At 55.4% G+C, this 24,881-nt stretch carries 30 protein-coding genes; 21 read left to right on the forward strand and 9 right to left on the reverse strand.

What is annotated here, in order from left to right:
• Positions 1–143: 143 nt before the first annotated feature.
• Genes AAC076_RS14265 through hda form a run of 3 tightly spaced genes read left to right on the forward strand, consistent with a single transcriptional unit; the run spans position 144 to position 3,201 of the window.
• Positions 144–1,340: a DUF2066 domain-containing protein gene (locus AAC076_RS14265; protein WP_339846860.1), complete on the forward strand. Its 1,197-nt coding sequence runs from the start codon at positions 144–146 to the stop codon at positions 1,338–1,340.
• Positions 1,341–1,369: 29 nt separating this feature from the next.
• Entirely contained in the window at positions 1,370–2,488 is a 1,119-nt protein-coding gene (locus AAC076_RS14270; RefSeq protein ID WP_339846863.1) for an AI-2E family transporter, read from the forward strand.
• A complete protein-coding gene (gene hda, locus AAC076_RS14275; protein WP_339846864.1) occupies positions 2,488–3,201 on the forward strand; it encodes a DnaA regulatory inactivator Hda in 714 nt (237 codons plus the stop codon). The genes AAC076_RS14270 and hda overlap by 1 nt, the downstream gene beginning before the upstream one ends.
• Positions 3,202–3,205: 4 nt before the next feature.
• Here the strand turns inward: hda and AAC076_RS14280 are convergent, their stop codons facing one another.
• From AAC076_RS14280 to arsC, 3 genes are read right to left on the reverse strand one after another with little or no spacing between them, the layout of a single operon-like run.
• The gene (locus AAC076_RS14280) at positions 3,206–3,613 is read right to left on the reverse strand and encodes a DUF2069 domain-containing protein (RefSeq protein WP_339846867.1); all 408 of its coding nucleotides are present in this window, start codon (positions 3,611–3,613) and stop codon (positions 3,206–3,208) included.
• On the reverse strand, positions 3,606–4,223 hold the full coding sequence (wrbA, locus tag AAC076_RS14285) for an NAD(P)H:quinone oxidoreductase (protein ID WP_339846870.1): 618 nt from the start codon (positions 4,221–4,223) through the stop codon (positions 3,606–3,608). Before wrbA ends, AAC076_RS14280 begins: the two co-directional genes overlap by 8 nt.
• A complete protein-coding gene (gene arsC / locus AAC076_RS14290) occupies positions 4,220–4,573 on the reverse strand; it encodes an arsenate reductase (glutaredoxin) (RefSeq protein ID WP_339846873.1) in 354 nt (117 codons plus the stop codon). Before arsC ends, wrbA begins: the two co-directional genes overlap by 4 nt.
• 93 nt (positions 4,574–4,666) lie before the next feature.
• Between arsC and AAC076_RS14295 the strand changes: the two genes are divergently transcribed.
• Genes AAC076_RS14295 through AAC076_RS14305 form a run of 3 tightly spaced genes read left to right on the forward strand, consistent with a single transcriptional unit; the run spans position 4,667 to position 6,676 of the window.
• Positions 4,667–5,938, forward strand: coding sequence for a YihY family inner membrane protein (locus AAC076_RS14295; RefSeq protein ID WP_339846876.1), 1,272 nt, complete (start codon positions 4,667–4,669; stop codon positions 5,936–5,938).
• The gene (locus tag AAC076_RS14300) at positions 5,935–6,411 is read left to right on the forward strand and encodes a TlpA disulfide reductase family protein (protein ID WP_339846879.1); all 477 of its coding nucleotides are present in this window, start codon (positions 5,935–5,937) and stop codon (positions 6,409–6,411) included. The genes AAC076_RS14295 and AAC076_RS14300 overlap by 4 nt, the downstream gene beginning before the upstream one ends.
• Complete coding sequence (locus tag AAC076_RS14305) at positions 6,404–6,676, forward strand: acylphosphatase (protein ID WP_339846882.1); 273 nt, start codon at positions 6,404–6,406, stop codon at positions 6,674–6,676. The genes AAC076_RS14300 and AAC076_RS14305 overlap by 8 nt, the downstream gene beginning before the upstream one ends.
• Positions 6,677–6,686: 10 nt before the next feature.
• Here the strand turns inward: AAC076_RS14305 and AAC076_RS14310 are convergent, their stop codons facing one another.
• The 4 genes from AAC076_RS14310 to AAC076_RS14325 all read right to left on the reverse strand — a co-directional run bounded on the left by AAC076_RS14310 (position 6,687) and on the right by AAC076_RS14325 (position 11,157).
• On the reverse strand, positions 6,687–7,271 hold the full coding sequence (locus tag AAC076_RS14310) for a lytic transglycosylase domain-containing protein (RefSeq protein WP_339846888.1): 585 nt from the start codon (positions 7,269–7,271) through the stop codon (positions 6,687–6,689).
• Position 7,272: 1 nt separating this feature from the next.
• Positions 7,273–8,004, reverse strand: coding sequence for a hypothetical protein (locus AAC076_RS14315; RefSeq protein WP_339846891.1), 732 nt, complete (start codon positions 8,002–8,004; stop codon positions 7,273–7,275).
• 4 nt (positions 8,005–8,008) lie between these two features.
• Positions 8,009–9,751, reverse strand: a complete 1,743-nt coding sequence (locus AAC076_RS14320) for a proline--tRNA ligase (protein WP_339846893.1) — start codon at positions 9,749–9,751, stop codon at positions 8,009–8,011.
• 152 nt (positions 9,752–9,903) lie between these two features.
• Positions 9,904–11,157 (reverse strand): OprD family outer membrane porin, encoded by a 1,254-nt coding sequence (locus AAC076_RS14325; RefSeq protein ID WP_339846896.1) that lies wholly within the window; start codon positions 11,155–11,157, stop codon positions 9,904–9,906.
• A 315-nt stretch (positions 11,158–11,472) separates the two neighbouring features.
• On the opposite strand from AAC076_RS14325, the gene AAC076_RS14330 reads away from it, so the two are divergent.
• Positions 11,473–11,904, forward strand: coding sequence for an HIT domain-containing protein (locus tag AAC076_RS14330; RefSeq protein ID WP_339846899.1), 432 nt, complete (start codon positions 11,473–11,475; stop codon positions 11,902–11,904).
• Positions 11,895–12,110 (forward strand): SlyX family protein, encoded by a 216-nt coding sequence (locus tag AAC076_RS14335; protein WP_339846994.1) that lies wholly within the window; start codon positions 11,895–11,897, stop codon positions 12,108–12,110. Before AAC076_RS14330 ends, AAC076_RS14335 begins: the two co-directional genes overlap by 10 nt.
• Positions 12,111–12,166: 56 nt before the next feature.
• Here the strand turns inward: AAC076_RS14335 and AAC076_RS14340 are convergent, their stop codons facing one another.
• Positions 12,167–12,754, reverse strand: coding sequence for a cold-shock protein (locus tag AAC076_RS14340; RefSeq protein ID WP_339846902.1), 588 nt, complete (start codon positions 12,752–12,754; stop codon positions 12,167–12,169).
• 225 nt (positions 12,755–12,979) lie between these two features.
• Positions 12,980–13,450 (reverse strand): Dps family protein, encoded by a 471-nt coding sequence (locus AAC076_RS14345; RefSeq protein ID WP_339846905.1) that lies wholly within the window; start codon positions 13,448–13,450, stop codon positions 12,980–12,982.
• Positions 13,451–13,792: 342 nt separating this feature from the next.
• Here AAC076_RS14345 and aspS point away from each other — a divergent pair, with 342 nt between their 5' ends.
• The 13 genes from aspS to queE all read left to right on the forward strand — a co-directional run bounded on the left by aspS (position 13,793) and on the right by queE (position 24,880).
• On the forward strand, positions 13,793–15,568 hold the full coding sequence (aspS, locus tag AAC076_RS14350) for an aspartate--tRNA ligase (protein ID WP_339846908.1): 1,776 nt from the start codon (positions 13,793–13,795) through the stop codon (positions 15,566–15,568).
• 24 nt (positions 15,569–15,592) lie between these two features.
• Positions 15,593–16,339: a YebC/PmpR family DNA-binding transcriptional regulator gene (locus AAC076_RS14355; protein WP_339846910.1), complete on the forward strand. Its 747-nt coding sequence runs from the start codon at positions 15,593–15,595 to the stop codon at positions 16,337–16,339.
• A gap of 121 nt (positions 16,340–16,460) precedes the next feature.
• A complete protein-coding gene (gene ruvC / locus AAC076_RS14360) occupies positions 16,461–16,988 on the forward strand; it encodes a crossover junction endodeoxyribonuclease RuvC (RefSeq protein WP_339846913.1) in 528 nt (175 codons plus the stop codon).
• Positions 16,989–17,010: 22 nt separating this feature from the next.
• Positions 17,011–17,616 carry a Holliday junction branch migration protein RuvA gene (gene ruvA, locus AAC076_RS14365; protein WP_339846916.1) on the forward strand — a complete coding sequence of 202 codons (606 nt, stop codon included), beginning with the start codon at positions 17,011–17,013 and terminating at the stop codon, positions 17,614–17,616.
• A gap of 29 nt (positions 17,617–17,645) precedes the next feature.
• Entirely contained in the window at positions 17,646–18,707 is a 1,062-nt protein-coding gene (gene ruvB / locus AAC076_RS14370; RefSeq protein WP_339846919.1) for a Holliday junction branch migration DNA helicase RuvB, read from the forward strand.
• A gap of 60 nt (positions 18,708–18,767) precedes the next feature.
• Positions 18,768–19,235: a tol-pal system-associated acyl-CoA thioesterase gene (gene ybgC / locus AAC076_RS14375; protein ID WP_339846922.1), complete on the forward strand. Its 468-nt coding sequence runs from the start codon at positions 18,768–18,770 to the stop codon at positions 19,233–19,235.
• Between the two features lie 4 nt (positions 19,236–19,239).
• A complete protein-coding gene (gene tolQ, locus AAC076_RS14380) occupies positions 19,240–19,914 on the forward strand; it encodes a protein TolQ (protein WP_339846996.1) in 675 nt (224 codons plus the stop codon).
• A gap of 12 nt (positions 19,915–19,926) precedes the next feature.
• Positions 19,927–20,373, forward strand: a complete 447-nt coding sequence (tolR, locus tag AAC076_RS14385; protein WP_339846924.1) for a protein TolR — start codon at positions 19,927–19,929, stop codon at positions 20,371–20,373.
• The gene (gene tolA, locus AAC076_RS14390; RefSeq protein ID WP_339846926.1) at positions 20,370–21,416 is read left to right on the forward strand and encodes a cell envelope integrity protein TolA; all 1,047 of its coding nucleotides are present in this window, start codon (positions 20,370–20,372) and stop codon (positions 21,414–21,416) included. Before tolR ends, tolA begins: the two co-directional genes overlap by 4 nt.
• The gene (gene tolB, locus AAC076_RS14395; RefSeq protein WP_339846928.1) at positions 21,416–22,720 is read left to right on the forward strand and encodes a Tol-Pal system beta propeller repeat protein TolB; all 1,305 of its coding nucleotides are present in this window, start codon (positions 21,416–21,418) and stop codon (positions 22,718–22,720) included. The genes tolA and tolB overlap by 1 nt, the downstream gene beginning before the upstream one ends.
• 45 nt (positions 22,721–22,765) lie before the next feature.
• Positions 22,766–23,263 carry a peptidoglycan-associated lipoprotein Pal gene (gene pal / locus AAC076_RS14400; protein WP_339846999.1) on the forward strand — a complete coding sequence of 166 codons (498 nt, stop codon included), beginning with the start codon at positions 22,766–22,768 and terminating at the stop codon, positions 23,261–23,263.
• 8 nt (positions 23,264–23,271) lie between these two features.
• Positions 23,272–24,084, forward strand: a complete 813-nt coding sequence (gene ybgF / locus AAC076_RS14405; RefSeq protein WP_339846930.1) for a tol-pal system protein YbgF — start codon at positions 23,272–23,274, stop codon at positions 24,082–24,084.
• A gap of 136 nt (positions 24,085–24,220) precedes the next feature.
• On the forward strand, positions 24,221–24,880 hold the full coding sequence (gene queE, locus AAC076_RS14410) for a 7-carboxy-7-deazaguanine synthase QueE (protein WP_339846932.1): 660 nt from the start codon (positions 24,221–24,223) through the stop codon (positions 24,878–24,880).
• Position 24,881 lies beyond the last annotated feature (1 nt).

Here is a 24,881-nt window from a genome sequence, read left to right on the forward strand (position 1 = left end):
GGGCCGAGAACCATGCTCGCCGAGCGATACCGGCAGCCAGTTGGTTCCCTTGGTTGCCGGCATGGCGACGCGCGTTTAATGTATGCGCATTATTCATGTTGTCAGCTCGGCGAGAACTCTCCATGTATCAGGTGCGAAGAAGGTTGTCTTTTCTGCTTATAGCGTTGGCGCTGGGGTTCTCGGCACTTGCGCAAGCTGCAGTCCTCGAAGGATTCTATCGGGTCGAGATACCTGCCCGGGAGGGGCTGGATCGCAGCCAGGCTATGCGCGAGGCCTTCGAATTGATGATCGCCCGACAGGCGGGTAGCGAAGCGGTTGACAGTGAAGCGGTGTTGGCTGCGATGCAGGACCCGCAGCAATTCATGCGGCGCATTGCCGGAACTGAGGCCGGTGGTCTTCGAGTCGAGTTCGAGCCGGCCTCACTTCGCAACCTGTTGACGGAGGCGAGTCTTCCCATGCTCGGACCTAACCGTCCCTCGGTAATGCTATGGGCTTTGGAAAGTGGCGGGATCAATGTCGAACTACTGGGCCAGGGGAGCGACTGGGCGGTTGCTCTCAAAGATGCTGCTGAATATCGAGCGGTCGCCTTGAGCCTGCCATTGGCAGACCTGGAGGATCGGACTCTGGTCGATATCGAGACCATTCGAAAGGCGGATGGGCCCACCCTCAAGCGGGCCAGTGAACGATATGATGCCAGCGCGGTGCTTGCTTTGACTATCGAGGATACATCGGAAGGTTCGGTGCTCGCATGGAACTGGTGGCTCAATGAGCAGGCAGAAAACGGTCGGATAACCGCGGAATCGAAAGCCGCAGCAGCAGATCAGTTGATGCTCGAAGTGGCGGACCTGGTGCTTGATCAGTATGCGGTCTCCCCTACCAATACCAGCGATGTATCGAACTGGGAGGTTGTTGTTCAAGGCATAGATAATCTGGATGAGTTCGCTGCCCTGCAACGCACCTTACAACAGGTTGGAAGTAAACAGACGCCCAGTGTCCTGAGCATTAAAGGTGACCAGGTGCGCCTTGCCCTGGATTTTCCCGGGACCGAAGAGCAGTTGGAGCGCTTGCTCATTCTGGATCAACGTATGCGACGTATGTCTGCACCGAAACCCGAACCCGAACCCGAACCAGGCCCAGAATTAACTCCGGGCAACCTGCCAGGTGATGCGGACTTATCTCCGGTCGACAGCAATAACAGCGTTGATGATAGCGTTACGGTGGTGGACGATGCTTTAACAATGGAATCTGGGGACCAGAGTGCCGAACTGGAGCTTGAGCCTGATGTCGAACTCCCTGAGCCGGAGCCGGCCGCGAACGTCATGTTCTTTCGCTGGCGCTAAGCTGCCCTTTCTTTTTCAAGGAACTGAAAATGATTACTGATACCCGTTGGTACTGGGTTTTTGGATTTGCCGCGCTGTTGCTGATGATCTATCTGTTGCAGCCTATCTTGCCACCCTTTCTGATTGGAATTCTGCTGGCTTATCTGGGCGATCCCGCTGTGGGCCGTCTCGAATCCCGCGGTGTGCCCCGGATGGCTGGCGTGGTTGTGGTTTTTGCCGGTGTAACGGGTGTTTTTGCCCTTATGCTGTTGATTCTTATACCGCTGCTAATCAACGAAATAGATATTTTGCGAGAGCAGATCCCGGCAATGGTGACCTGGTTCAACCAGACTGCGCTGCCCTGGTTCGAATCTCGCTTGGGCGTCGATGTCAGCAGCTTCCGTCTTGAGACAGTCACCAATACGATCCGTGAGAACCTTGCCAAGACGGGCGGAATTGTAGGGATTGTCCTGCAACAGGCTACGCGCTCGACCATGGCTTTGCTCACCTGGCTGGTGAATCTGGCGATGATCCCGGTGGTCGCGTTTTACCTGATGCGCGACTGGAAGGAAATCATGCAGCGCATCAGGAATTTGCTGCCCAGACATCATGAAGACCTTGCTGTAAGACTGGTTCGCGACTGTGATGAGGTGCTTAGCTCGTTCATTCGGGGGCAATTGCTGGTCATGCTCTGCCTGGGGGTTATCTATTCCCTGGGGCTGTGGCTCATTGGGCTTGAGCTGGCACTGCTGATTGGCATGATTGCCGGGCTCGCAAGTATCGTTCCTTATCTTGGCTTTGTTGTTGGGGTAGGCGCCGCCCTTATCGCAGCGATCTTCCAGTTTGGTGATGTGTTCCATCTGGTTGCCGTCGTTGTCGTATTCGGTCTGGGTCAGATAATAGAAAGCACTTTGCTGGTACCCCTCCTGGTTGGTGACCGCATAGGCCTGCACCCGGTTGCGGTTATCTTTGCGGTACTGGCCGGTGGTCAGCTTTTCGGTTTTGTCGGTGTGTTGCTGGCACTGCCGGTTGCAGCTGTATTAATGGTTCTGGTGCGGTACATGCTGGATCGATACAAGAACTCAAGTGCCTATCGTGAGCATAGTGATGAAGATCCGACGGATCTGGATGATCAGTCTGAATCAGAGCCTGAGGCCCCCGTTCTTTAATGTCGACTGGAAGCCCCATACAGCTGTCGTTGAGCGTCAAACTCAGCGACGAAGCCACTTTCCGCAATTTTTTTTCCGGTCCCAATCAGCTGGCGGTAAGGGCCGTGCAAACACTGGCAGACCCGCAAAGCAATCCCGGTGATGGCGCTTTGTATCTCTGGGGCGCTTCCGGAAGTGGTCGTTCACATTTGCTACAGGCTGCGTGTCATCGCATGGACGAGGCAGGGGGCGTGGCAATGTATCTTCCCCTGGCGAATATGATCGAATATGGGCCGGCCCTTTTTGAGGGTATGGAAGAGGTGGACCTGCTGTGTCTGGACGAGCTGGACGCGGTGGTGGGACATGCAGATTGGCAGGAGGCGCTTTTCCATCTCTACAACCGTCTGAGGGAGCGGGGTGGACGGCTGCTGCTGGCTGCCGATTCTGCGCCCAGAAGCATGGCTCTTGAGCTTGCCGACCTGACATCACGTTTGGGATGGGGGCTGGTTTTGCAAATGCAGGCACTTGATGATCAGGGTAAGCAGGAGGTTCTGAAATTGAGGGCGGAGGGGCGTGGTCTTCAACTGACTGATGAGGTCGCACGATACATGTTGAATCGGGGTGCCCGAGGTATGGGTGAACTGTTTGCCGCCCTTGAAAAGCTCGATCAGGCGTCCCTGCAAGCCCAGCATCGCCTGACCATTCCCTTCGTCAAGCGGATCATGAATTGGTAGTCGTCTAGCCCCCTTCGCTGACCCTCTTGGCCTGGAATCCCCAGCGCACATAGCCCATTGCTGGTATGAAATAAAGCACACTGAAGCCAACCAGCAGTGAGCCGTACATCAGCCGCCCTGGCTGAAAACAGACCAGCACGCCATAAATAAAGTACAGGTTGATGGCGAAGCACAGCCAGGCATGGGCACGCACATTGCCAATGATTATACCTGGCATGAAAATCAGCAAGGGCACCAACAGCGTCCCGATAATCACCAGCGGATTGGCTCCATGCAGGTCCGCGAAGAGTGCGTTATAGGTGAGCAGTGTAAAAATCACCCCGAGATATCCGACCAGAGACAGTATTCTGGTGATGCGCATACGCGGCTCAAGATAGTTCAAGGACGGCAAAGGCTTTTCAATTTTAGACATGGGTAGCTCCGGCTTGCAGCGTGCGGGTGAGGGTGGCAACGCGTTGCCCGAGTGCGCGACACAAGGCTGATTCCTGAGGGTCCAGCGACCGAGATCCGTCGGTGCCTGCGTGGTGACTTGCACCGTAGGGTGTACCACCGCCCCGGGTTTCGGTCAGCTCTGTGTTTGCATAAGGCAGACCTACCAGCAACATGCCATGGTGCAGCAGCGGTAACTGCATGGACAGCAGGGTGCTCTCCTGTCCCCCATGCATGCTGGCTGTTGAAGTGAACACGGCTGCCGGCTTGTCTGTGAGGCTTCCAGCCAGCCAGAGACTGCTGGTGCCATCGATGAAATACTTGAGCGGAGCCGCCATATTACCGAATCGGGTAGGGCTGCCGAGGATCAGTGCTGAACAGTTGCGCAGGTCATCTTCAGTACAGTAAACCGGGCCCGCTGGCGGAACGGCGGGGCTGCTAGCCCTGGTTTCCGGCGATACCTCAGGTACGGTCCGCACGCGTGCTTCCAGACCGGCTTTTTCGACACCCTCAGCGACCAGGCGGGCCATTTTCGAGGTGGCACCGTGACGGCTATAAAACAGAACCAGAACATAGGGAGCAGTAGGGCTCATGCAAAGAGCTCCAGTACTTTTTCCGGCGGACGGGCGAGCACGGCCTGGCCGTTACGTACCACAATCGGTCGCTCAATCAGCCTGGGGTAGTCAGCCAGTGCCTGAACCAATTGCGCTTCGCTGAGCTCGGGATTGTTCAGGTTGAGCTCCTTGTAGGTATCTTCCTTCTTGCGCATCAGATCGCGCGCGCTCATGTCGAGCATCGTCAGAAGTTCACTTATGGATGCGTTGTCCAGAGGCGTCTTGATGTAATCGATTATTTCCGGCGCCTCTCCCTGCTCTTCGATCAAAGCCAGGGCCTGGCGGGATTTCGAGCAGCGAGGGTTATGATAAATGCGTGCGACGGACATGGGTGTCTCCGTTACTGTGAGCGTGGTCGGTGGCTTATGCCGGGTATGGGGTTTATTCTAAGCGTTAATTCTTCTGGCTGTCAGGGTATCTGGATGTCGCCAAGACTCAACCTGTTACTGCATTTTTGCCGTTACCTTTTTCGACGCTTCAGTGAAGACAACTGTGTCAAGAACGCTGCGGCGCTGACTTACACCACGCTATTTGCCGTCGTCCCGGTGATGACGGTCAGCTATGCCATGCTGGCAGCCATCCCGGCCTTTGATCAGGTAGGTAGCCAGGTTGAAGATTTCATTTTCAGCAACTTTGTTCCCTCTACCGGCGACACCTTGCGTGAGTATCTCAGCCAGTTTTCCGATCAGGCTCGTCAGCTCACCGGAGTAGGGGTGGCACTGCTGTTGATCACGGCACTATTGATGCTGCTGAACATCGAGCGTGCCTTCAATGCTATATGGCGCATTCGCCAGGCCAGGCGTGGGGTTTCCAGTTTTCTGTTGTACTGGGCGGTGCTGAGTCTGGGCCCTTTGCTGCTGGGTGCCGGTTTTGTGGTCAGCACCTATCTGACATCGCTCAACTTTTTTGGCACTGGCGCAGCCGTCGATACTCTTACCCGATTGCTGCTCGGCTGGATTCCGCTGATTCTGAATATCGCTGCCTTCACACTGGTATATGTCGCTGTACCCAACACCCGAGTGCCCTTGCGTCACGGTCTGGCAGGCGGTGTTCTTGTCGCGCTGTTATTCGAGGGTGCAAAGGCATCTTTCGCGTTATATGTGGCTTTGTTTCCCGGTTATCAGCTTATCTATGGAGCCTTTGCCGCATTCCCTCTATTTCTGCTGTGGATCTACGTTAGCTGGCTGATCATCCTTTTCGGGGCCGAACTGGTTGCCAATCTGGGAAACAGTAACGCCTGGAAACGCCCAATGCTTCCGGGTTTGCTGAGCATGCTCGGCCTGCTCCAGGTTTTCCTCCAGGCGCACAAGCGCGGGGATGTAGTCGACCTGGGTAAAGTCAACAATGCGGGTTGGGTCATGCATGAGGAGCTATGGCTTGAGCAGACGGAATGGCTTGAGACCGAGCGGATCATTGCCCGTGCACAGCATGGTGGTTATGTCCTGAGTCGTGACCTGGGTCAGATGGAACTTGCCGATCTCTTTGCCCGTATGCCCTGGCCGGTTCCCAATACTTCTGAACTGCCATCGCGCCTGCACACTGATGCATCCTGGTATCCGGTGCTGCTTGATGCGCTGGGCCGCCTGGAAGGTCAGCGCGAGGAAATTCTGGGAGGCAGCATCAAGGACTGGCTGGCCAAAGAGCTGGCGGCGAACGAGACAGTTGTACGTTCGACAGATGGGGTGACCGCATGAACTGCGGACTCAGGATACTCATTGCCCTATCGATGCTTTTGACCTTGGCTGCCTGCAGTCAGCAGCAGTGGGTTGACCATCAGGGCTCGCCGGTGCTCGCGGCAGACCTGGAAGGGCGCTGGATTGTGGTCAATTACTGGGCCGAGTGGTGTGCGCCCTGTCGGAAGGAGTTGCCGGAATTGAACTCACTCGCGGTGGCTTCGGGCGAGGTCGTCGTGCTGGGCATTCATTTTGACGATTATCAGGGGGAAGAATTGCGGGTTTTGAGCGAAGAAATGGACATCCGCTTCTCCGTAGTGGGCCACGATTTCGCAGAGGCATACGGTTTGGCCTTGCCGCAGATTTTGCCGACTACCTATATCATCGACCCGCAGGGCAAGCTTGTGCATACGTTGCAAGGGCCGCAGACCGAGCAAGAGCTGCTGGGTTTGCTGCACACAGGCGAGGGTATTGGTGGAGAGAGTAATGACTAGGCTTAGCGTTCAAGGGTTTGTCCGGGGCAAGGTCCAGGGCGTGGGCTTTCGCCGTGCCACGGTACAACAGGCCACCCATTTTGGGGTAGATGGCTGGGTCAGAAACCGCAATGACGGCTCTGTCGAGGTGATGTTGTGTGGTGAGCAGGACAAGGTTGAGACAATGGCACACTGGCTGCGCGAGGGGCCCGGTGCAGCGAGAGTCGAGTCGGTTGAACTTGATGCCTGTATCTGGCAGGACATTGCAGGTTTCGTTCAGCTTTGAGTCTTGGACGTCACTCGTTGACGTACCAATAGGTATACCAGTAGTCGATTACCCGATCCGGGTATTTCTGGCTTCCCAAACTGCCGTTGTAGCGTGCCAGGCCCCGTCTTAGATTGCCTTTTTCCTTGTCCAGGTAGTACTTGAGGATGGTGCATCCGTAACGCAGGTTTGTGGCGAGGTCGATCAGATTGTCTTCTGGGCGTCCCAGTTCATGTTTCCAGAAGGGCATTACCTGCATCACTCCCTGTGCTCCGGCGACAGAAAGAGCATATCTGTCAAACAGGCTTTCAGCATGGATAAGGGCTATGACCAGGTCGGGTTTGAGGCCTGCGCTGCTGGACGCCTGATGTACGAGGCGTAAAAAATCGAGCCTCTCCTGCTCATCTGGCAGGTAGGGCGCCATGCGCGCAGACATATCGACCAGCCAGACCTCGGCATCGAAACGATCGTCGAAGCTGCTTGAGCGCGCCACAGTGTCGATCAGCAAGGCCTTGAGCTGCTGATCCACCTCCCCGGCGTCCTGGGCCGGCACTGGTCCTGCCAGTCCGAGCCAGGCTATGATTGCTGCTGTCACTATCCCTGTGCGTATCGCCATGTCAGGGGCGGCTGTTAACTTCCAGTGCCTGGATGAATTCACCCTGCAGCATCGGATCGCCAGTAGTCAGAAGTATGAGCATGTTTTCCAGTTGATTCGACTCTACTTCAAGGCCCAATTCCTCAAGGCGCTTTACCCGATAGGCCCACTGATCCACGTCATCTTCTTCCAGGTTGTCGTAAATCAGCTCAACCGCTTCATGCAATTTGCTGCGCAGATCCCGACCCACCAGAAGATCTACCTCGCCGCGCACCGCCTGATCTGCCTTGGCGCTGAGTTGGATTACGCGAAGATTCTGGTAGTCAAGATCCAGGAAACCATCGTTCAACAGATTCAGTTGTAGATGTCCGTCCTTGTCGGTGTACAGGATCGTCTGGAAATTACCTGCAACAACGGAAATGGGTTTTTCCGCCCATGGGAGCCTTTGATACTCCTCGCGGGTGTCCAGCACATTACCCTGACGATCAAAGTAGTCGACCTTATAAAGCAGCTGCTCGGTAACCCGCACTTTTCGCTGCGGCAGCGCCATAACGGGTGACTCACCTATATCTATCTGCACCGTGTGGCTGATCATTTCGCGGTCAACATGTTCTCGCGCAGATTCTTTTTCCGGTGCCTGCGCAGCACAGCCCACCAGCAGCATGCTGGCAAGCGTTGCGATAGCTTTAAGGTTGGGCCCCAGGCGCTCGACAGATGATGGTAGCGTACGAAGCCTTGGCAAAGTCATATGCATAAGCTCACTCTTCCCGGGCGTTACCAGTGTTTTGCAGCAGAAACGCAAGAATATCCTCGACCTTGATATTGCGAGCGTCGCTTTCCCGGCGATATTTGTACTCGACCTGGCCTTCGTCAAGACCACGGTCACCAATGACGACCCGGTGTGGAATCCCGATCAGATCCATATCGGCAAACTTGACCCCAGGGCTGACTTTCTTATCCCGGTCGTCGAGTAATACATCTACTCCAGCGCTCTGAAGTGCCTTGTAGAGCTTCTCGGTTTCAGCCTTGACCTGTTCGGAGCTTTCCATTTTCAGGGGCACCAGGGCCACCTGGAAGGGCGCAAGGGCCTCAGGCCATACAATCCCGCGCTGATCATGATTCTGCTCTATTGCTGCGGCCACGACGCGTGAAACGCCGATGCCATAACACCCCATGCTGAGGGTGCTGGCTTTGCCTTGCTCATTGAGCACCGTGCAGTTCATTGCCTCACTGTATTTGCGACCCAGCTGGAATATATGACCAACCTCGATGCCACGCTTGATAACCAACGTACCCTGGCCGTCCGGACTTGCGTCACCCTCAACCACGTTACGCAGATCGGCTACTTCGTCGTAGTTCGCATCACGGTCCCAGTTCACGCCGGTAAAGTGGTTACCATCCTGATTGGCGCCGCATACGAAGTCTGCGAGGTGTGCAGCTTCGTAGTCGGCTATGACCGTAATCTCCAGGCCGACAGGTCCTATTGAGCCGGGTCGACAGCCAATGGCTTGAAGAATCTGCGCTTCGCTGGCGAGAGTCAAAGGAGCATGAATAGCCGGATGTCTCTCCGCCTTGATTTCGTTCAGTTCATGGTCGCCGCGCAGAACCAGTGCAACCATGGGATGCTGCTTGCTCTCTCCGGCTTCGCCGAGAACCACCAGAGTTTTCACGGTTTGAGTTGCTGGAAGCCCGAGGAAGTCGCAGACGGCCTCAATAGTGAATTTACCGGGCGTTTCCACCAGAGTTTTTTCGGCCGAGGCGCTGAGTCGCTCGCCCTGGGGCGGCAAGGCAGTGGCTTTTTCCATATTGGCTGCATAGGTGCCAGTGTCCGAGAAAACGACTGCATCTTCTCCGGAGTCTGCGAGCACATGAAACTCATGGGAGCCTTCGCCGCCGATGGACCCATTATCAGCTACTACCGGACGGAAGTTGAGTCCCAGCCGGGTAAATACGTTGGAATAGGCCTGGTACATACCCTGGTAGGTCTTTTCTAGCGAATCCTGATCCAGGTGAAATGAGTACGCATCTTTCATGACAAATTCGCGCGCGCGCATCAGACCGAAGCGCGGACGGATCTCGTCACGAAACTTGGTCTGTATCTGGTACATGTTTAGCGGCAACTGCTTGTAGCTGCTGATTTCGGTTCGGGCAAGATCGGTTATGACTTCTTCGTGTGTCGGGCCTACACAGAACTCGCGATCATGGCGATCTTTAAGTCGCAGCAGTTCCGGGCCGTATTCCTCCCAGCGACCGGATTCCTGCCAGAGCTCGGCAGGCTGAATGGCGGGCATCAGTATTTCCAGGGCGCCGGCATTGTTCATTTCTTCGCGGACAATGTTTTCGACCTTGCGCAGAACCCGCAGGCCCATAGGCAGCCAGGTGTATAGACCCGAAGCGATCTTACGGATCATCCCCGCGCGTAGCATCAACTGGTGGCTGATCACGGTGGCGTCAGCGGGTGTTTCCTTTAGCGTGGAGATCAGATATTGGCTGGTGCGCATTGGGCAGTAAATCCTGAGGCGGTTTGGGCAATTGAGGTTATTGTACGTTTGTGGTCTGTTGGCGTATAGACCGCTTGGGTCCAGCCAATTTATCTCAGGGCATAAAAAAACCCGGCCTTAGCCGGGTTTTCTGTTTCTTACCGCTGGTTTGCTTAGAGCAGATCCCAGGTGTAGGAAACGATCAGGCGGTTCTCGTCAACGTCGCCACCGTCAAGTGTATCGTCCTGACGGATGGTAGCGTTGCGCCACAGTACGTTAACACCTTCAAGAGCACCGTTCTGAACGGTGTAGCTGATGTTGGTGTCACGCTCCCAGCGGCTGTCGCGTACGGCTGGTGCCGCATCGATGTTGTCACTGGTGATGTAGCGGGTCATGAAGGTCAGACCGGGAAGGCCCAGGCCAGCGAAGTCATAGTCGTAACGGGCCTGATAGGAGCGCTCGTCCTTGGCATTGAAGTCAAGGTACTGAACCGAGTTGGCCAGGAAGATAGCGCCGTCATAATATGTAAAGCCAGCGTCGCCGCCCATTTGCTGATACGCAACAACGAACGCATGGTTACCTGCACCCAGAGTCAGCGCCAGGGAAGTTGCATCGTTGTCATAGTCGGTAGCAGGGCCGCTTTCGTCCGAAGTCTGGTAGTGAGCCAGGTCGGTTACCAGAGACATGTCATTAGCCAGTGGCAGGTTGTAGGTCAGACCTACAAAGTGACGCTTCCACAGGTTATCTGCATCGGAAGTGTAGAGACTAGTGCTCAGGTCGTCGGAGAATGCGTATGTGCCACCCAGGTAGGTGATTTTCTCATCAGCAATGAAAGCGCCATCGGTTTCAGATGAGCTGTTCATTTCGCTGCGGTCATTCATGCGACCGGCTTCTACAAACAGGCCGTCGATAGACTCGTTGGTGATGCTGTAGCCTTCGTAGTGGTTAGGCAGCAGGCGAGCGTCATCATAGGCGATGACCGGGTTGGACGGCAGGTGTACGCCGTAACGCAGAATGGTGTCTTCTACGATGTGGGCTTTTACTGCGCCACGGATTTCGGCGTAGTTGGCTGGGCCGCTATCGCCAAAGGTGCTTGGCAGCAGGCCTGTGCCGGCATCAGCATTGGTGCTGTCCAGCTTGATACCCATCATCGCGATGGTATCGAAGCCCAGGCCGATTGGGCCGCGGGAGTAACCGGATTCGAAGTTCAGAACGAAACCAGTAGCAGTCTCATCGCGCTTGCTCTGGGCAACGCCAGGGCTGCGGAAGTCGCGATTGAAGTTCATTGTGCGGTTGCTGAGGGTAGCCGAAGAGCTCTCGATGAAGCCTTCGTTGTTTTCAACAGCTGCGGTAGCTTGTGACACGATAAGTCCATTCGCAGCCGCGACGGCCAGCGCAGTGGAGCTCCATTTGATAACGTTTTTCATTATTTGCTCCTTCAGATTAAAAACAAGCTATGGTCACGGAAACCGGGACCGATCATCTTTTAATTGTTATCCAACCAGATTAAAGCATCAAAAGATGAATAGCGAAAGATTAGGCTTAAAAAACATGTTCTTGAAGCCTTGACCTACACTCTATCCGAGTATCATAAACTGCTCAGGTCATTTTAACCGCGCTATTATAATCTAAATATCGCAGTTTTACGTGATTCGTTTCACAAACGTCTCACTTTGAGACGGGCGGCGCTCTATAGCGCGTATATTTTTTCGCTAATGTGCCTACAACCTAATGGGAGTCGCATGTTCAAGCTAGATCAACGGTTGGCAAATGATTGTGTTCAGCTGGGCGATTTTCCGTTATGTCGACTGCTGCTGATGAACGATTCCCAGTATCCCTGGTGCATTCTGGTTCCGCGGGTAAACGACGTAACAGAGATTTTTGAACTCAGTGAGCGCGATCAGCAGCGTTTGTCGGCTGAGTCCTCCCTGTTGAGCCAACTTTTAAGCAAGACCTTTTCCGCGGACAAGATGAATGTTGCTGCTTTGGGAAATGTAGTCAGTCAGCTGCATATTCACCATGTGGTTCGCTATAGCAATGATGCGGCCTGGCCCGCCCCAGTGTGGGGACGGTTACCGGTGAAACCTTGTACCGTTGACGAAATGCAGGCGCGCCTCAGTCAACTGAAACGTATGCTGCCACCCGACTTTGAGTTTGCGGAGCAATCGCTATGAGTGATCTTGAGAACAGAGTTGCGGACCTGGAGATACGGCTGGTGTTCCAGGACGATACGATACAGTCGCTGAGTGAAACGGTAGCGGCACAGCAAATGGAAATGGAAAAGTTACGAAGGGCGGTCGAGGTGCTGGCCAGGAGGCAGGCCGATCTTGCCAGCTCTTTGCCTTCTAATGATGAGGATCAACCTCCGCCGCACTATTGAAATCGTTGTGTGTTTATCAAACCGGCGCCCCTGGAGGGCGCCGGTCTTATTTCGGGTTAGAGAATAACCACATCTTCGGCTTGCAGCCCTTTTTCACGGCGGGCAACGACGAATTCAACCCTTTGGCCTTCTTCCAATGCCCGGTGACCTTCGCCGCGGATGGCGCGAAAATGCACGAACACATCATCGCCCTGATCACGTGATATGAAGCCAAAGCCCTTGTTGGTATTAAACCACTTTACCGTGCCTGCTTCGCGATCCGAATGCCGACCGGGCAGGTTGAAGGAAAGTTTCTGTATCTCGCTGGCCAAAGTCATTGCCGTTGCCAGGCATACGACTCCGATGGCCAGACCAGTCGCGTAAATGACCAGAGCTTCGAATGCGGTAACCCACATTGCCACAAGAGGAAGCAGAGCTGCCACCAGCAGGCCAATCGAAACCGCAATGGCTATACCGTGGCGTAATGCGGTGTCTACGCGAGGTCGTGCGATGAACTGCTGCAGGTTAAGCAGGCCGGTAAACAACAGAAGGATGGCGTTAAGATTGACCAAGCCGCTTTGAGTAAAGAAAGGGAGCGTGTTGACCAGACCAGTTATTAATGCGGCTAGGCCGATGATGAGGTGCAGATAACGAAACGTATTCAAGAATTTCACCTTGGATGCTATGACATTGGTAACGGGAAAGTGCCTGTGCCCGGCGCAATAGAGAGGTAAAGCCGGGGCGCGCACTGTAACCTGAAACAGTCAAGGGCTCAAAGTGTGAACGTTCAGAGCTTAATAGAAGGGCAAAGTTGCAGTGAGAGCGTTTGAAAAAAATTGTCGGCGGATAGCTGACTATCCGCCGACGATCACTGGACGCAACGGCTAGCGTTACTCTTCGAGCAGGCTGCGCAGCATCCAGGCGGTTTTCTCGTGCACTTGCATGCGCTGGGTCAGCAAGTCGGCAGTCGGCTCGTCGTGGGTTTCGTCGCAGATGGGAAAGGATTCCCGTGCCGTGCGAACGCATGACTCGTGACCTTCCACCAGCAGGCGAACCATGTCCAAGGCATCTGGCACGCCGGCTTCTTCCTTGATGCTGCTGAGCTCGACGAACTGCTTGTAAGTACCTGGTGCGGGGAACCCCAGTGTACGAATGCGTTCGGCGATATCATCCACAGCCTGCGCAAGCTCCATGTAGTGGGTCTCGAACATCATGTGCAATGTCTGAAACATGGGGCCTTTTACGTTCCAGTGAAAATTATGCGTTTTCAGGTAGAGCGTGTAGGTGTCTGCCAGCAGGTGAGATAGGCCTTCGGCAATTTTCTCGCGATCATTTTCTTTGATGCCAATATCGATTTTCATCATGACTCCTGTTGGATGGGATTGATTCAAATATGTTTTCCGAGCTGAACTCGCTCGACTTTCGCCGTAAGGCTTGATGCCGGCAGTATAGACGCTGATCGGCAGCACGCGTGCTTGGACGGCTAATTTGTCGAAACCGAATATTGCAAGGCTATGTATAAGGGACAGCATTTCTTCCGAAGGGTTCAGTAACCTGAATGCGAGTACACCTGGTGTCCGAGGTTCTCGCCGACAAGGGCGTTTTTCGGGTATATTATTGCGCTTTTCTCAGTGCGCCGCTTTGCGGTTGGCCCGCAAAGGGTCTCCCAGGCTGCCCGATCTCTACGACAGGAATACCACAACATGATGCGTACCCACTATTGCGGCCAGTTGAACGAATCGCTGGCGGAACAGGAAGTCACCCTTTGCGGTTGGGTTCACCGGCGTCGTGACCACGGTGGTGTGATCTTTCTGGATATTCGTGATCGTGAAGGCCTGGCGCAGGTGGTTTTCGATCCGGACCGTGAAGAAACCTTTGCTTTGGCAGATCGCGTTCGCAGTGAGTATGTGGTCAAGGTAACGGGTAAGGTCCGCCCGCGTCCCTCCGGTGCGGTAAATCCCAACATGGCTTCTGGTGCGATTGAAGTGCTGGGGTATGACCTGGAAGTACTGAACCAGGCAGAAACACCGCCGTTCCCCCTCGACGAGTACTCTGATGTGGGCGAGGAAACCCGTCTGCGCTACCGGTTTATCGATCTTCGTCGTCCGGAGATGGCCGCCAAGCTGAAGCTGCGCTCGCGTATTACCAGCAGTGTGCGTCGTTATCTGGATGAGAACGGCTTTCTGGACGTGGAAACCCCAATTCTGACCCGTGCTACCCCTGAGGGCGCCCGTGACTATCTGGTGCCCAGTCGCACCCACCCGGGCACTTTTTTTGCCTTGCCCCAGTCACCCCAGCTCTTCAAGCAATTGCTCATGGTTTCCGGCTTTGATCGTTATTACCAGATCGCCAAATGCTTCCGTGACGAAGATCTGCGAGCTGATCGTCAGCCTGAATTTACCCAGATCGATATTGAAACCAGCTTCATGGACGAGAAGGACATCATTGACCTGACCGAGGGCATGATCCAGAAGCTCTTCAAGGAAGTGTTGGACGTGGAACTGGGCAATTTCCCGCATATGACTTTCGAAGAGGCCATGCGTCGCTACGGCTCCGACAAGCCGGACCTGCGTAACCCGCTGGAGCTGGTGGATGTTGCCGATCAGTTGGCCGAAGTAGACTTCAAGGTCTTCAGTGGTCCGGCCAGCGACCCCAAGGGCCGCGTTGCCGCCCTGCGCGTACCGGGTGGCGCGAGCATGCCGCGCAAACAGATTGACGACTACACGAAGTACGTTGGCATCTACGGTGCCAAGGGGCTGGCCTACATCAAGGTCAATGAGCGAGCCAAGGGTGTTGAAGGTTTGCAGTCACCCATAGTGAAGTTCATCCCTGAGGCAAACCTCGAGGTCATTCTGGATCGCGTAGGCGCGGTGGATGGCGATATCGTGTTCTTTGGGGCTGACAAGGCGAAGATCGTTTCCGAGGCGCTGGGTGCGCTGCGTATCAAGCTCGGTCATGATCTTGAGCTGCTGACCTGCGAGTGGGCGCCGTTGTGGGTGATCGACTTCCCCATGTTTGAAGAAAACGATGACGGTAGCCTCAGCGCATTGCACCATCCTTTCACTGCACCCAAGTGTAGCCCGGAAGATCTGGCTGCCAACCCGGCTACGGCGCTCTCGCGCGCTTATGACATGGTGCTCAACGGCACTGAGCTGGGCGGTGGTTCGATTCGTATTCACCGCAAGGAAATGCAGCAGGCAGTTTTCAATATCCTGGGTATCAGTGCAGAAGAGCAGCAGGAGAAATTTGGCTTCCTGCTGGATGCATTGAAGTACGGTGCGCCGCCTCACGGTGGTCTGGCCTTTGGCCTGGACCGTCTGGTGATGCTGGTGACTGGGGCTCAGTCGATCCGCGAAGTGATCGCCTTCCCGAAAACGCAGAGCGCTGCCTGCGTGATGACCCAGGCGCCAGGCGCAGTGGATAGCAAGGCATTGCGCGAACTGCACATCCGCTTGCGCGAGCAGCCCAAGGTCGAATAATCAGTCCGAACAACGGAGTCGAGCATGGCCGGACATTCCAAATGGGCCAATATCAAGCACCGCAAGGCCGCCCAGGATGCCAAGCGTGGCAAGGTCTTCAACAAGCTGATCAGGGAGTTGACAGTGGCCGCCAAGCTTGGCGGCCCTGAGCCGGCTGATAACCCGCGACTGCGGGCGGCAGTGGATAAATCACTGACCGCCAATATGACCCGCGACACCATCGACCGCGCGATAGCACGCGGTGTGGGCAGTACTGATGCAGACAATGTCGAGGAGCTTACCTATGAGGGGTATGGTCCCGGCGGCGTAGCGGTACTGGTCGAGGTGATGACTGATAACCGTAACCGCACTGTCAGTGAGGTTCGCCATGCCTTTAACAAGTGTGGTGGCAATCTGGGTACCGATGGCTCTGTGGCCTATCTGTTCGAGCGTCGAGGTCAGATCAGCTATGGGTCGGATGCGGACGAGGACGCTCTGATCGAGGGCGCTCTTGAAGCGGGCGCTGAGGATGTCGTCAGCAATAACGACGGCTCGATCGACGTATTCACCACCTTTGAAGAGTTCGGTGGTGTCCGCGACGCTCTCGACCAGGCAGGCTTTGTTCGTGAGGCCGCGGATATCAGCATGATCCCCGCTACCACCGTAGCTCTGGATCTGGCTGGAGCCGAGAGCGTTCTCCGATTGGTCGATATGCTCGAGGATCTGGACGATGTGCAGAACGTCTACAGTAACGCTGATATACCCGATGACGTGTTGGAACAGCTTGGTTGAAGCCTAAAGCGCATAGGAAGGGGAGGCAAATGCCTCCCTTTTTCATAGCAACGTTCTTTTGTCGAAAGGCAAAGCGGATATGGCACACTAGGCCTCATCCAAACAGCGGGAATGAACACGCATGGCCCTGATATTGGGTATAGACCCAGGTTCGCGAACGACGGGCTACGGAATAGTCCGCGAGCACGCGGGCAGGTGTGAATATGTTACGTCCGGGTGTATACGCCTGGGTGGCGGGCCTCTGCCGGGCAGGCTCAAATTGATCTTCGAGGGTTTGAGCGAGCTGATCAAGCAGTATGAGCCGGACATTCTCAGCATCGAACAGGTTTTTCTCGCGCGTAATCCTGATTCAGCACTCAAGTTGGGCCAGGCCCGGGGTGCTGCCATTGTGGCAGCGGTACACACTGGAATGGATGTCCACGAATATACTGCCCGGCAGATCAAGCAATCGGTAGTCGGTACAGGCGCGGCTGACAAGACCCAGGTACAGCATATGGTCACCCAGTTGCTTGGCTTGTCTGGCACGCCCCAGGCGGATGCTGCGGATGCCCTGGCGGCAGCCCTCTGTCATGCTCATTCGACAGCCCTCAATACACAACTGGGTGGCGGGCTTCTGGGGTTACGCAGCGGCCGGGTTCGCCACAGATGAGCGCTAGAAGAGAGATGCCCGAATGATTGGACGATTGACAGGGCTGCTGCTCGAGAAGCAGCCGCCTCACATTTTGCTGGATGTGCAGGGCGTAGGTTATGAACTGGATGCGCCAATGAGTACCTTTTACAAACTGCCTGCTCTGGGGCAGTCGGTCACCCTGCATACCCACATGGTCGTGCGCGAAGACGCTCAACTGTTATATGCCTTTGTCGAGAAGCGCGAGCGTGAGCTTTTCCGTGAGCTGATAAGGCTCAATGGAGTGGGGCCCAAGTTGGCGCTCGCTTTGATGTCCGGGCTTGAGGTTGATGAGCTGATTCGGTCAGTGCAGGCGCAGGATACCAGCGCACTTGTACGCGTACCTGGGGTAGGTAAGAAAACGGCCGAACGTCTTCTTATTGAACTGCGTGATCGCTTCAAGGCGTGGGAAGCGTTGCCCGGTTCGTTCAAGCCGCTGGTCGGGGAGGGCAATAATCCTCCCGCTGTCTCACAAAGCACTGACGCGGTCAGCGCCCTGATAGCTCTCGGTTACAAGCCGCAGGAGGCCAGTCGCGCGGTCGCCGCAGTGGAAGAGGATGGCATGAGTAGCGAAGAGTTGATTCGTCGCGCGCTCAAGGGCATCTTTTAATTGGTCTGTATTTAACCCACGGGATCTCCATGCTGGAAGAAGATCGCTTGATCGCAGCCGCACCGCGGCAGCAGGAAGATGTAATTGACCGGGCGATCCGCCCTTACCGCTTGGCCGACTACATAGGTCAGCCGAGCGTGCGCGAGCAGATGGAGCTTTTTATCAAGGCGGCGAAAGGCCGTGGCGAAGCCCTGGATCACGTGCTGATTTTTGGTCCTCCCGGGCTGGGCAAGACCACCCTGGCAAATATCATCGCTCAGGAGATGGGGGTTAAGATCAAGAGCACCTCCGGCCCCGTGCTCGAACGTGCTGGGGATCTGGCAGCCATGCTGACCAGTCTTGAAGCGGGCGATGTGCTTTTTGTTGACGAGATTCACCGTCTTTCACCGGTGGTCGAGGAAATTCTCTATCCGGCAATGGAGGACTATCAGCTCGATATCATGATCGGCGAAGGCCCCGCTGCTCGCTCAATCAAGCTCGACTTGCCACCCTTTACCCTCGTGGGCGCTACTACCAGGGCCGGTATGCTGACCAATCCTCTGCGTGATCGGTTCGGTATTACCCAGCGCCTGGAGTTTTACGGCGTCGATGATCTGGCCACAATCGTGACCCGCTCGGCAAAGATACTCGGACTGCAGGTTGAGGAGCACGGTGCGCTGGAGATAGCCCGTCGCTCGCGCGGTACACCGCGAATCGCCAATCGCTTGTTGCGTCGCGTGCGTGACTTCGCCGAAGTGCGCGGCACCGGGGCCATCTCATCAGACATAGCTGACCAGGCCCTGAATCTGCTGGATATTGACGTCAAAGGCTTTGATCACATGGACCGCCGGTTATTGCTGGCGATGATCGACAAGTTTGATGGCGGGCCGGTGGGTATCGACAGTCTGGCCGCCGCTATCAGTGAAGAGCGGCACACAATAGAAGACGTGCTGGAACCCTTTTTGATTCAACAGGGCTTTATTACCCGTACGCCCAGAGGGCGGATGCTTACCCGGCACGCGTATGCTCACTTTGGACTCGATTTGCCTGGCCGGATGACGCAGCCCGCTGGGGACCTGTTTGGCCCGGGTCAGGATCCCGATGGGGCTTGAAAAAATATTTTCGATATTGGTTGGGAAACACTATGCAAAGCTCACCGTTGGCTCTACATTATGCGCGCTGACTATTCCGGACCGCCGTTCGCGCTGAGAGTCCGAGTCTACTTTGAAGATACTGATGCCGGCGGCATCGTATATTACGTCAATTACCTCAAATTTATGGAACGTGCGCGAACCGAAATGGTCCGTTCCCTGGGGTTTGACCAAAGTGTCCTGCAGACTGAAAACATTATTTTCGTTGTGCATTCGGTGACCGCCCGTTACCACGCGCCCGCGCGACTGGACGATGAGCTGGAAGTCAGCGTGGAAGTGGTTGATCTCAAGCGCGCCAGTATACGTTTCCGCCAGCAGGTAAGAAGGGTCGACGGCGACGTATTGTGTGAGGGGGAAGTGCTTGTTGCATGTGTCAGCGCAGATCGGTACAAACCCAGAGGAATTCCGCCTGTCCTGAGCGCAGCGTTCAGGGCACGGCAGGTAATAGATAGCAAGACCGAGCGAGGAGAGGCAACGCGTGCAAGCTGATCAAATGTCGATGTGGCACCTGATTTCTACAGCCAGCGTACTGGTACAGCTGGTTATGCTGATTCTGGTGGCGGCATCCATTATGTCCTGGGTTATCATTTTCCAGCGTGGAGCCTTTATCCGTTCCGCAAAAACCGCGCTTGATGACTTTGAGGATCGATTCTGGTCGGGAATTGATCTGTCCAAGTTATACCGCCAGGTCACTGGTAACCCGGATAACAACTCCGGGCTTGAACAGATATTCCGTGCCGGTTTCAAGGAGTTTTCCCGGATGCGCCAACAGGCCGGCGTTGATCCGGATGCCGTGATGGATGCGGTACAGCGCTCCATGCGTGTGGCGATTTCCAAGGAGGAGGAAAAGCTTGATCAACACTTGCCTTTTCTCGCCACGGTCGGTTCGACCAGTCCTTACATAGGCCTGTTCGGTACTGTGTGGGGGATCATGAACTCCTTCCGCGGCCTTGCTACGGCGCAGCAGGCTACCCTCGCGACCGTTGCTCCGGGCATTGCCGAAGCTCTGATCGCAACGGCAATTGGCTTGTTTGCAGCGATACCGGCAGTTATTGCCTATAACCGTTTCTCCGCACGCTCGGAAACGCTTATCAGTCGTTACTACACTTTTGCTGACGAGTTCTCGAGCATTCTTCACCGTCGCGTCCACGCCAGCAACGACGAGTAAACGGGAGTCAACATGCAGGTGCAAGGCAGACGCCAGAAACGCAAACCCGTTGCAGAGATGAACGTCGTTCCCTACATCGACGTTATGCTCGTGTTGCTGGTGATTTTTATGGTAACGGCTCCGATGATGAATCAGGGCGTGAAGGTTGACTTGCCCCAGGTAGCCAGTGAGGTTATGCCCTCCGATAGCAATCAACAGGTGCTCACCCTGTCGGTGTTGGCTGATGGAACCTATTTCTGGAATCTGGGTGAAACTGTTGATACGGAAAACCAGACTGACAGCGCCATATCCCTTGAGGAAATGTCCTCGGGTGTGACCAAGATCATCAGCGCCCGACCGGACACGCTGGTTTACATACGTGGCGACCGCGAAGCTAATTACGGGTTGGTCGTCACTGCGATGGCGACATTGCAGCAAGCAGGCGTCCCTAACGTGGGACTGATAACAGAGGCGCCGTGAATACTCGTGAACCGCGTCAGGCGGAAACCGGCAGTTATGTTGCATCAGTGCTCAAGGCTCTTGCCGTGCATCTGGCTGTGGTTTTACTGCTTTTCGTTTCGTTCAGCAGTGCGCCGGAATTCGAGCCAGCCAAGCCAATAGTTCAGGCGACTCTGGTACAGCTGAACTCCAAGAGCCCGGCGCAGACGCAGACCGATCAGCGCATAGCCGGAGAGGCGGCGCGCACTGCAGCGCAGCGTCACGAGGCGGAAGAGCTCAAACGCGCGCAGCAGAAACAGGAGCAGGCTGAGGCCGCTGCCGCAAAGGCGAAGGAGCAAGCTGCCGCAGCGCAAGCTGTCCAGCAGCGCGAAGAACAACAGAAGGCGGCGCAAGCCGCCGAGAAACAGCAATCTGAAGCAGCCAAGCAACTCGAGGCCGCCAAGAAAGCCGAAGCTGAGGCTCAACGCAAGGCTGATGCGGCGCGCAAGCTCGCTGCCGAGGAAACAGCAAAAAAGGCAGCAGCTGAGGCGGCAAAGAAGAAAGCAGCCGAAGAAGCAGCGAAGAAACAGGCTGCCGAGCAGGCAAAAAATAAAGCGGCAGAAGAAGCTAAGCTTAAGGCTGCTGCGGCGAAGGCTGCTGCAGAGAAGCAGGCGGAGCAGAAGCGGGCGCAGGAAGAGGCCAAGGCCAAGGCGCTTGCCGATCTCCTGGCAGACGAAACCCAGTATCAGCAGGCACAGGCTGACGAGACCGGAGAGCAGGTAGCGGCGAGCTACGACGATCTGATTCGTCGTCTTGTTACCGAGCAGTGGAGCAGACCTCCGTCCGCGCGCAAGGGTATGGTAGTAACGATCACTATAAGCCTGCTTCCAACAGGTCAGATCGCCGACGCAGTGATAGCTAACAGCAGCGGTGATCCGGGTTTTGATCAATCAGCCGTGAGAGCGGTCCGAAATGTAGGCCGGATTCCTGAAATCCAACAATTAGCACGTGAAAATCCAGCTATCTTTAATAGGGATTTTCGTGAGTACAGGCTGAATTTCAGAGCAGAGGATTTATCATTCTGATGAAGATGTTGAAAATATGGCTTAGCGCAATCGCGTTGATGCTGATTGCACAGAATCTTTATGCGCAGCGCGTTATCGAGATTACTCAGGGTAACGACAAGGCCGCCCCCATCGCGGTTGTGCCCTTCGGCTGGCAGGGTGGCACCCCTTTGCCTGAAGATATGGCCGAGATCGTCTCGAATGATCTGCGCAATAGCGGCATGTTCGCTCCATTCGATCGGCGCAATATGCTCAGCACGCCGACCCAGGCAAGCGAGATCTTCCCGCGCGATTGGCGGATTCTGGGTGTGGATTATGTGATTGCCGGGCAAGTCAATGCCGACCCGGGTTCCGATCAGTATCGATTGCAGTTCAGTCTATACAATGTGATCCGTGAAGAAGTCATGATGACTCGCACAGTCACCGGCACCGTAAGCCAGTTGAGGGACATGTCACATCATTTGAGTGACCTGGTATTCGAGGAGATCACCGGCATCAAGGGTGCGTTCAATACCAAGCTATTGTACGTGGCCGCTGAACGGTTTTCCGTCGATAACACCCGATTCACGCTGCAGCGCTCGGACTACGACGGAGCTCGTGCCGTCACATTATTGCAATCGCGTGAGCCTATTCTGACCCCGTCATATGCTCCGGATGGCCAGCGTATTGCCTATGTGTCCTTCGAATCGGGTCGTCCCGAAATATTCGTGCATTATATTCAGACCGGTCGTCGGGAGCGAATCACCAGTTTTGAGGGGCTCAATGGTGCACCTTCATGGTCGCCTGATGGCGAGCGCCTTGCTTTTGTGCTGTCTCGCGATGGTAATCCCGAGATCTATGTGATGGAGCTGGCCAGTAAGCAATTGCGCCGCCTGACCAATCATTTCGCAATTGATACCGAGCCGGACTGGCTGGATGCCAACACGATCGTTTTCACCTCGGATCGTGGTGGACGTCCGCAGATCTACAAACAGAATATCAACGCTGGTGTTACCGAGCGGCTGACCTTCGTCGGCAACTATAACGCCAATGCCAAACTCTCTGTTGATGGTCGCACCATGGTTATGGTGCACCGCCAAGAGGGTAACCGTAATTTTCAGATTGCCATCCAGGACCTGGAGCGCGGTAATCTGAGGGTTTTAACAGAAACATCATTGGATGAATCTCCCACTGTTTCTCCCAATGGCGTCATGTTAATTTATGCCACCCGTCAACAGGGACGGGGCGTACTCATGCTGGTATCTACCAATGGTCGTGCTAGGTCGGTTATCCCGACTCAATTCACTGACCTGCGCGTGCCATCGTGGTCCCCATACCTGCCCTAGGGTGTAAAATCATTAAAACATGTGGGGTTTTCCAGGAGTCTTATGATGCAAGTAATTAAATTCGGTAAATTTGCGGCGCTGGTTGTAGCTTTGGGCGTAGTTGTTGGTTGTTCTTCTAAAGGTGGCGACACTGGCGGCATGGGTGCAGTTGATCCAAACGCTGGTTACACCACTCCAGTTGCGACAGGCGACAACATGTCCAGCGAAGAAGCTGCGCTGCGTGCGGTCACTACGTTCTACTTTGAGCTCGATAGCGCTGATCTCAAGCCTGAGGCCATGCGTGCCCTTGATGTGCATGCCAAGGATCTTCGTGCTGCAGGTAACCGTGTAGTGCTGGAAGGCCACACTGACGAGCGTGGCTCACGCGAGTACAACATGGCTCTGGGCGAGCGTCGTGCTGCCGCCGTTCAGCGCTACCTGGCTGGTCAGGGCGTTTCTCCTTCACAGCTGGAGCTGGTCTCCTACGGTGAAGAGAAGCCGGCTGCCATGGGTTCAGGCGAAGAAGCTTGGGCTCAGAACCGTCGCGTAGAACTGCGTAAGTAAGAGGTCATATGAAAGGGTTCAGGGGTTTAACAGTTGCTTTGATGCTGTTGCCAATCGCGGCAATGGCACAGGTGCCGGTTATTGACGGTAGCGCGGGCGGTGTCCGCGGTAGTCAATCGTCTACCCCTGCGTCCCCGCAGGCCACAGCTGGTACCTCGATAGAGGGCCAGCTATTGCAGCAGCTGTATCAGCTTCAACAGGAAGTCGCCATGTTGCGCGGCAGGCTGGAGGAGCAGGAATACCGTGTCAAGCAGATGGAGCAGGATCAGCTGGATCAGTACCAGGATATCGACCGCAGGTTGTCCGCGGGCGCTGGTGCGGCACCGAGTCAGACAGATCAGCAGGCCCCGATTGATGCGCGTGAAAGCCCTGCTGCTAGTCAGCCGGGAAACAATGGTGGTGCAACAGCACCGCAAGGCAGTACCGGTGCGGCTGAGGTCGATCCGGCGCGAGAAAAATTGATGTACGATGCAGCCTTTGATCTGGTCAAGGCGCGAGATTTCGAAAAGGCGATTCAGGCTTTCAGTGCCTTCGTCAGACGCTTCCCGAACAGCGAGTACGCTGGGAATGCGCAGTATTGGTTGGGTGAGATTCACCTCGTGGAGTCCAACCTGGATTCTGCTGGCCGCGCGTTCGCGTTAGTGATTAGCGAGTATCCCGGTCACCGCAAGGAAGCCGATGCGCTCTACAAGCTCGCGGACGTCGAGCGCCGTCTGGGTAATCGTGACAAGGCTATAGAGCTGTATCAGCAAGTACTTACCCGGCACCCGAATTCCTCTGCAGCTCAGTTGGCAAGGCGTGATCTGGACGGTCTGGGCTAAACAGTCCGGGCCAAGAGGTGCTGGTTTTTCCTTTCACCATTACGGCCGTCATGTTCGTTTCCTGATCCATCAGGTGTGCGAGCGATAGTCCCTTTGGGCTTCTGCCTTTTCCGCAGTTCCGCCCTGGATGCCAACCATGTCAGTAGATCTTTCCTCGACGCTCCGAATCACGGAGATATTTTATTCTCTTCAGGGCGAAAGTCGCTCTATCGGGCTGCCCACCGTATTCGTGCGCCTTACTGGATGCCCTCTACGGTGTCAGTACTGTGATACCGCTTACGCATTTATCGGTGGAGAAACTCAAACCCTGGCGGCTATCCTCGCCCAGATAGCTGATTACAAACCGCGTTTTATCTGTGTGACCGGTGGGGAGCCCCTCGCCCAGCCCAATTGCGTGCCCTTGCTCCAAGCGCTCTGTGAAGCAGGTTATGACGTATCCCTTGAGACCAGTGGTGCACTGGATGTAAGTGCGGTGGATTCGCGGGTGAGCCGCGTGGTGGACCTCAAGACACCCGATTCGGCAGAGTCCAGCCGCAACCTGTATTCAAACATGGCGGTGCTTGGGAAGCATGACCAGGTGAAGTTCGTTGTGTGTAGCAGGCAGGATTACGAATGGGCGCGCTTTAAGCTCGATGAGTATTCGCTGTACGAAAGAGTAGGGGACGTACTCTTCTCGCCCAGTCACGGACAGCTTGCCCCGAGGCTGCTGGCCGACTGGATTGTTGAGGACAATCTCCCGGTACGCTTTCAGCTGCAGTTGCATAAATATCTCTGGAACGATGAGCCAGGACACTGAC

The organism is uncultured Halopseudomonas sp., from assembly GCF_963977355.1.
GTDB lineage: Bacteria > Pseudomonadota > Gammaproteobacteria > Pseudomonadales > Pseudomonadaceae > Halopseudomonas.

Coding starts and splice junctions, on each gene's coding strand:
- AAC076_RS14305 (WP_339846882.1), top strand. CDS start 6,404: ATGACTAGGCTTAGCGTTCAAGGGTTTGTCCGGGGCAAGGTCCAGGGC.
- arsC (WP_339846873.1), bottom strand. CDS start 4,573: ATGTCCGTCGCACGCATTTATCATAACCCTCGCTGCTCGAAATCCCGC.
- AAC076_RS14310 (WP_339846888.1), bottom strand. CDS start 7,271: ATGGCGATACGCACAGGGATAGTGACAGCAGCAATCATAGCCTGGCTC.
- AAC076_RS14295 (WP_339846876.1), top strand. CDS start 4,667: ATGTCGCCAAGACTCAACCTGTTACTGCATTTTTGCCGTTACCTTTTT.
- ruvC (WP_339846913.1), top strand. CDS start 16,461: ATGGCCCTGATATTGGGTATAGACCCAGGTTCGCGAACGACGGGCTAC.
- AAC076_RS14345 (WP_339846905.1), bottom strand. CDS start 13,450: ATGAAAATCGATATTGGCATCAAAGAAAATGATCGCGAGAAAATTGCC.
- AAC076_RS14355 (WP_339846910.1), top strand. CDS start 15,593: ATGGCCGGACATTCCAAATGGGCCAATATCAAGCACCGCAAGGCCGCC.
- AAC076_RS14315 (WP_339846891.1), bottom strand. CDS start 8,004: ATGCATATGACTTTGCCAAGGCTTCGTACGCTACCATCATCTGTCGAG.
- AAC076_RS14325 (WP_339846896.1), bottom strand. CDS start 11,157: ATGAAAAACGTTATCAAATGGAGCTCCACTGCGCTGGCCGTCGCGGCT.
- ruvB (WP_339846919.1), top strand. CDS start 17,646: ATGCTGGAAGAAGATCGCTTGATCGCAGCCGCACCGCGGCAGCAGGAA.
- tolR (WP_339846924.1), top strand. CDS start 19,927: ATGCAGGTGCAAGGCAGACGCCAGAAACGCAAACCCGTTGCAGAGATG.
- pal (WP_339846999.1), top strand. CDS start 22,766: ATGCAAGTAATTAAATTCGGTAAATTTGCGGCGCTGGTTGTAGCTTTG.
- AAC076_RS14280 (WP_339846867.1), bottom strand. CDS start 3,613: ATGTCTAAAATTGAAAAGCCTTTGCCGTCCTTGAACTATCTTGAGCCG.
- queE (WP_339846932.1), top strand. CDS start 24,221: ATGTCAGTAGATCTTTCCTCGACGCTCCGAATCACGGAGATATTTTAT.
- aspS (WP_339846908.1), top strand. CDS start 13,793: ATGATGCGTACCCACTATTGCGGCCAGTTGAACGAATCGCTGGCGGAA.
- AAC076_RS14320 (WP_339846893.1), bottom strand. CDS start 9,751: ATGCGCACCAGCCAATATCTGATCTCCACGCTAAAGGAAACACCCGCT.
- tolQ (WP_339846996.1), top strand. CDS start 19,240: ATGTCGATGTGGCACCTGATTTCTACAGCCAGCGTACTGGTACAGCTG.
- tolB (WP_339846928.1), top strand. CDS start 21,416: ATGAAGATGTTGAAAATATGGCTTAGCGCAATCGCGTTGATGCTGATT.
- AAC076_RS14300 (WP_339846879.1), top strand. CDS start 5,935: ATGAACTGCGGACTCAGGATACTCATTGCCCTATCGATGCTTTTGACC.
- hda (WP_339846864.1), top strand. CDS start 2,488: ATGTCGACTGGAAGCCCCATACAGCTGTCGTTGAGCGTCAAACTCAGC.
- AAC076_RS14270 (WP_339846863.1), top strand. CDS start 1,370: ATGATTACTGATACCCGTTGGTACTGGGTTTTTGGATTTGCCGCGCTG.
- ybgF (WP_339846930.1), top strand. CDS start 23,272: ATGAAAGGGTTCAGGGGTTTAACAGTTGCTTTGATGCTGTTGCCAATC.
- AAC076_RS14330 (WP_339846899.1), top strand. CDS start 11,473: ATGTTCAAGCTAGATCAACGGTTGGCAAATGATTGTGTTCAGCTGGGC.
- ruvA (WP_339846916.1), top strand. CDS start 17,011: ATGATTGGACGATTGACAGGGCTGCTGCTCGAGAAGCAGCCGCCTCAC.
- wrbA (WP_339846870.1), bottom strand. CDS start 4,223: ATGAGCCCTACTGCTCCCTATGTTCTGGTTCTGTTTTATAGCCGTCAC.
- ybgC (WP_339846922.1), top strand. CDS start 18,768: ATGCGCGCTGACTATTCCGGACCGCCGTTCGCGCTGAGAGTCCGAGTC.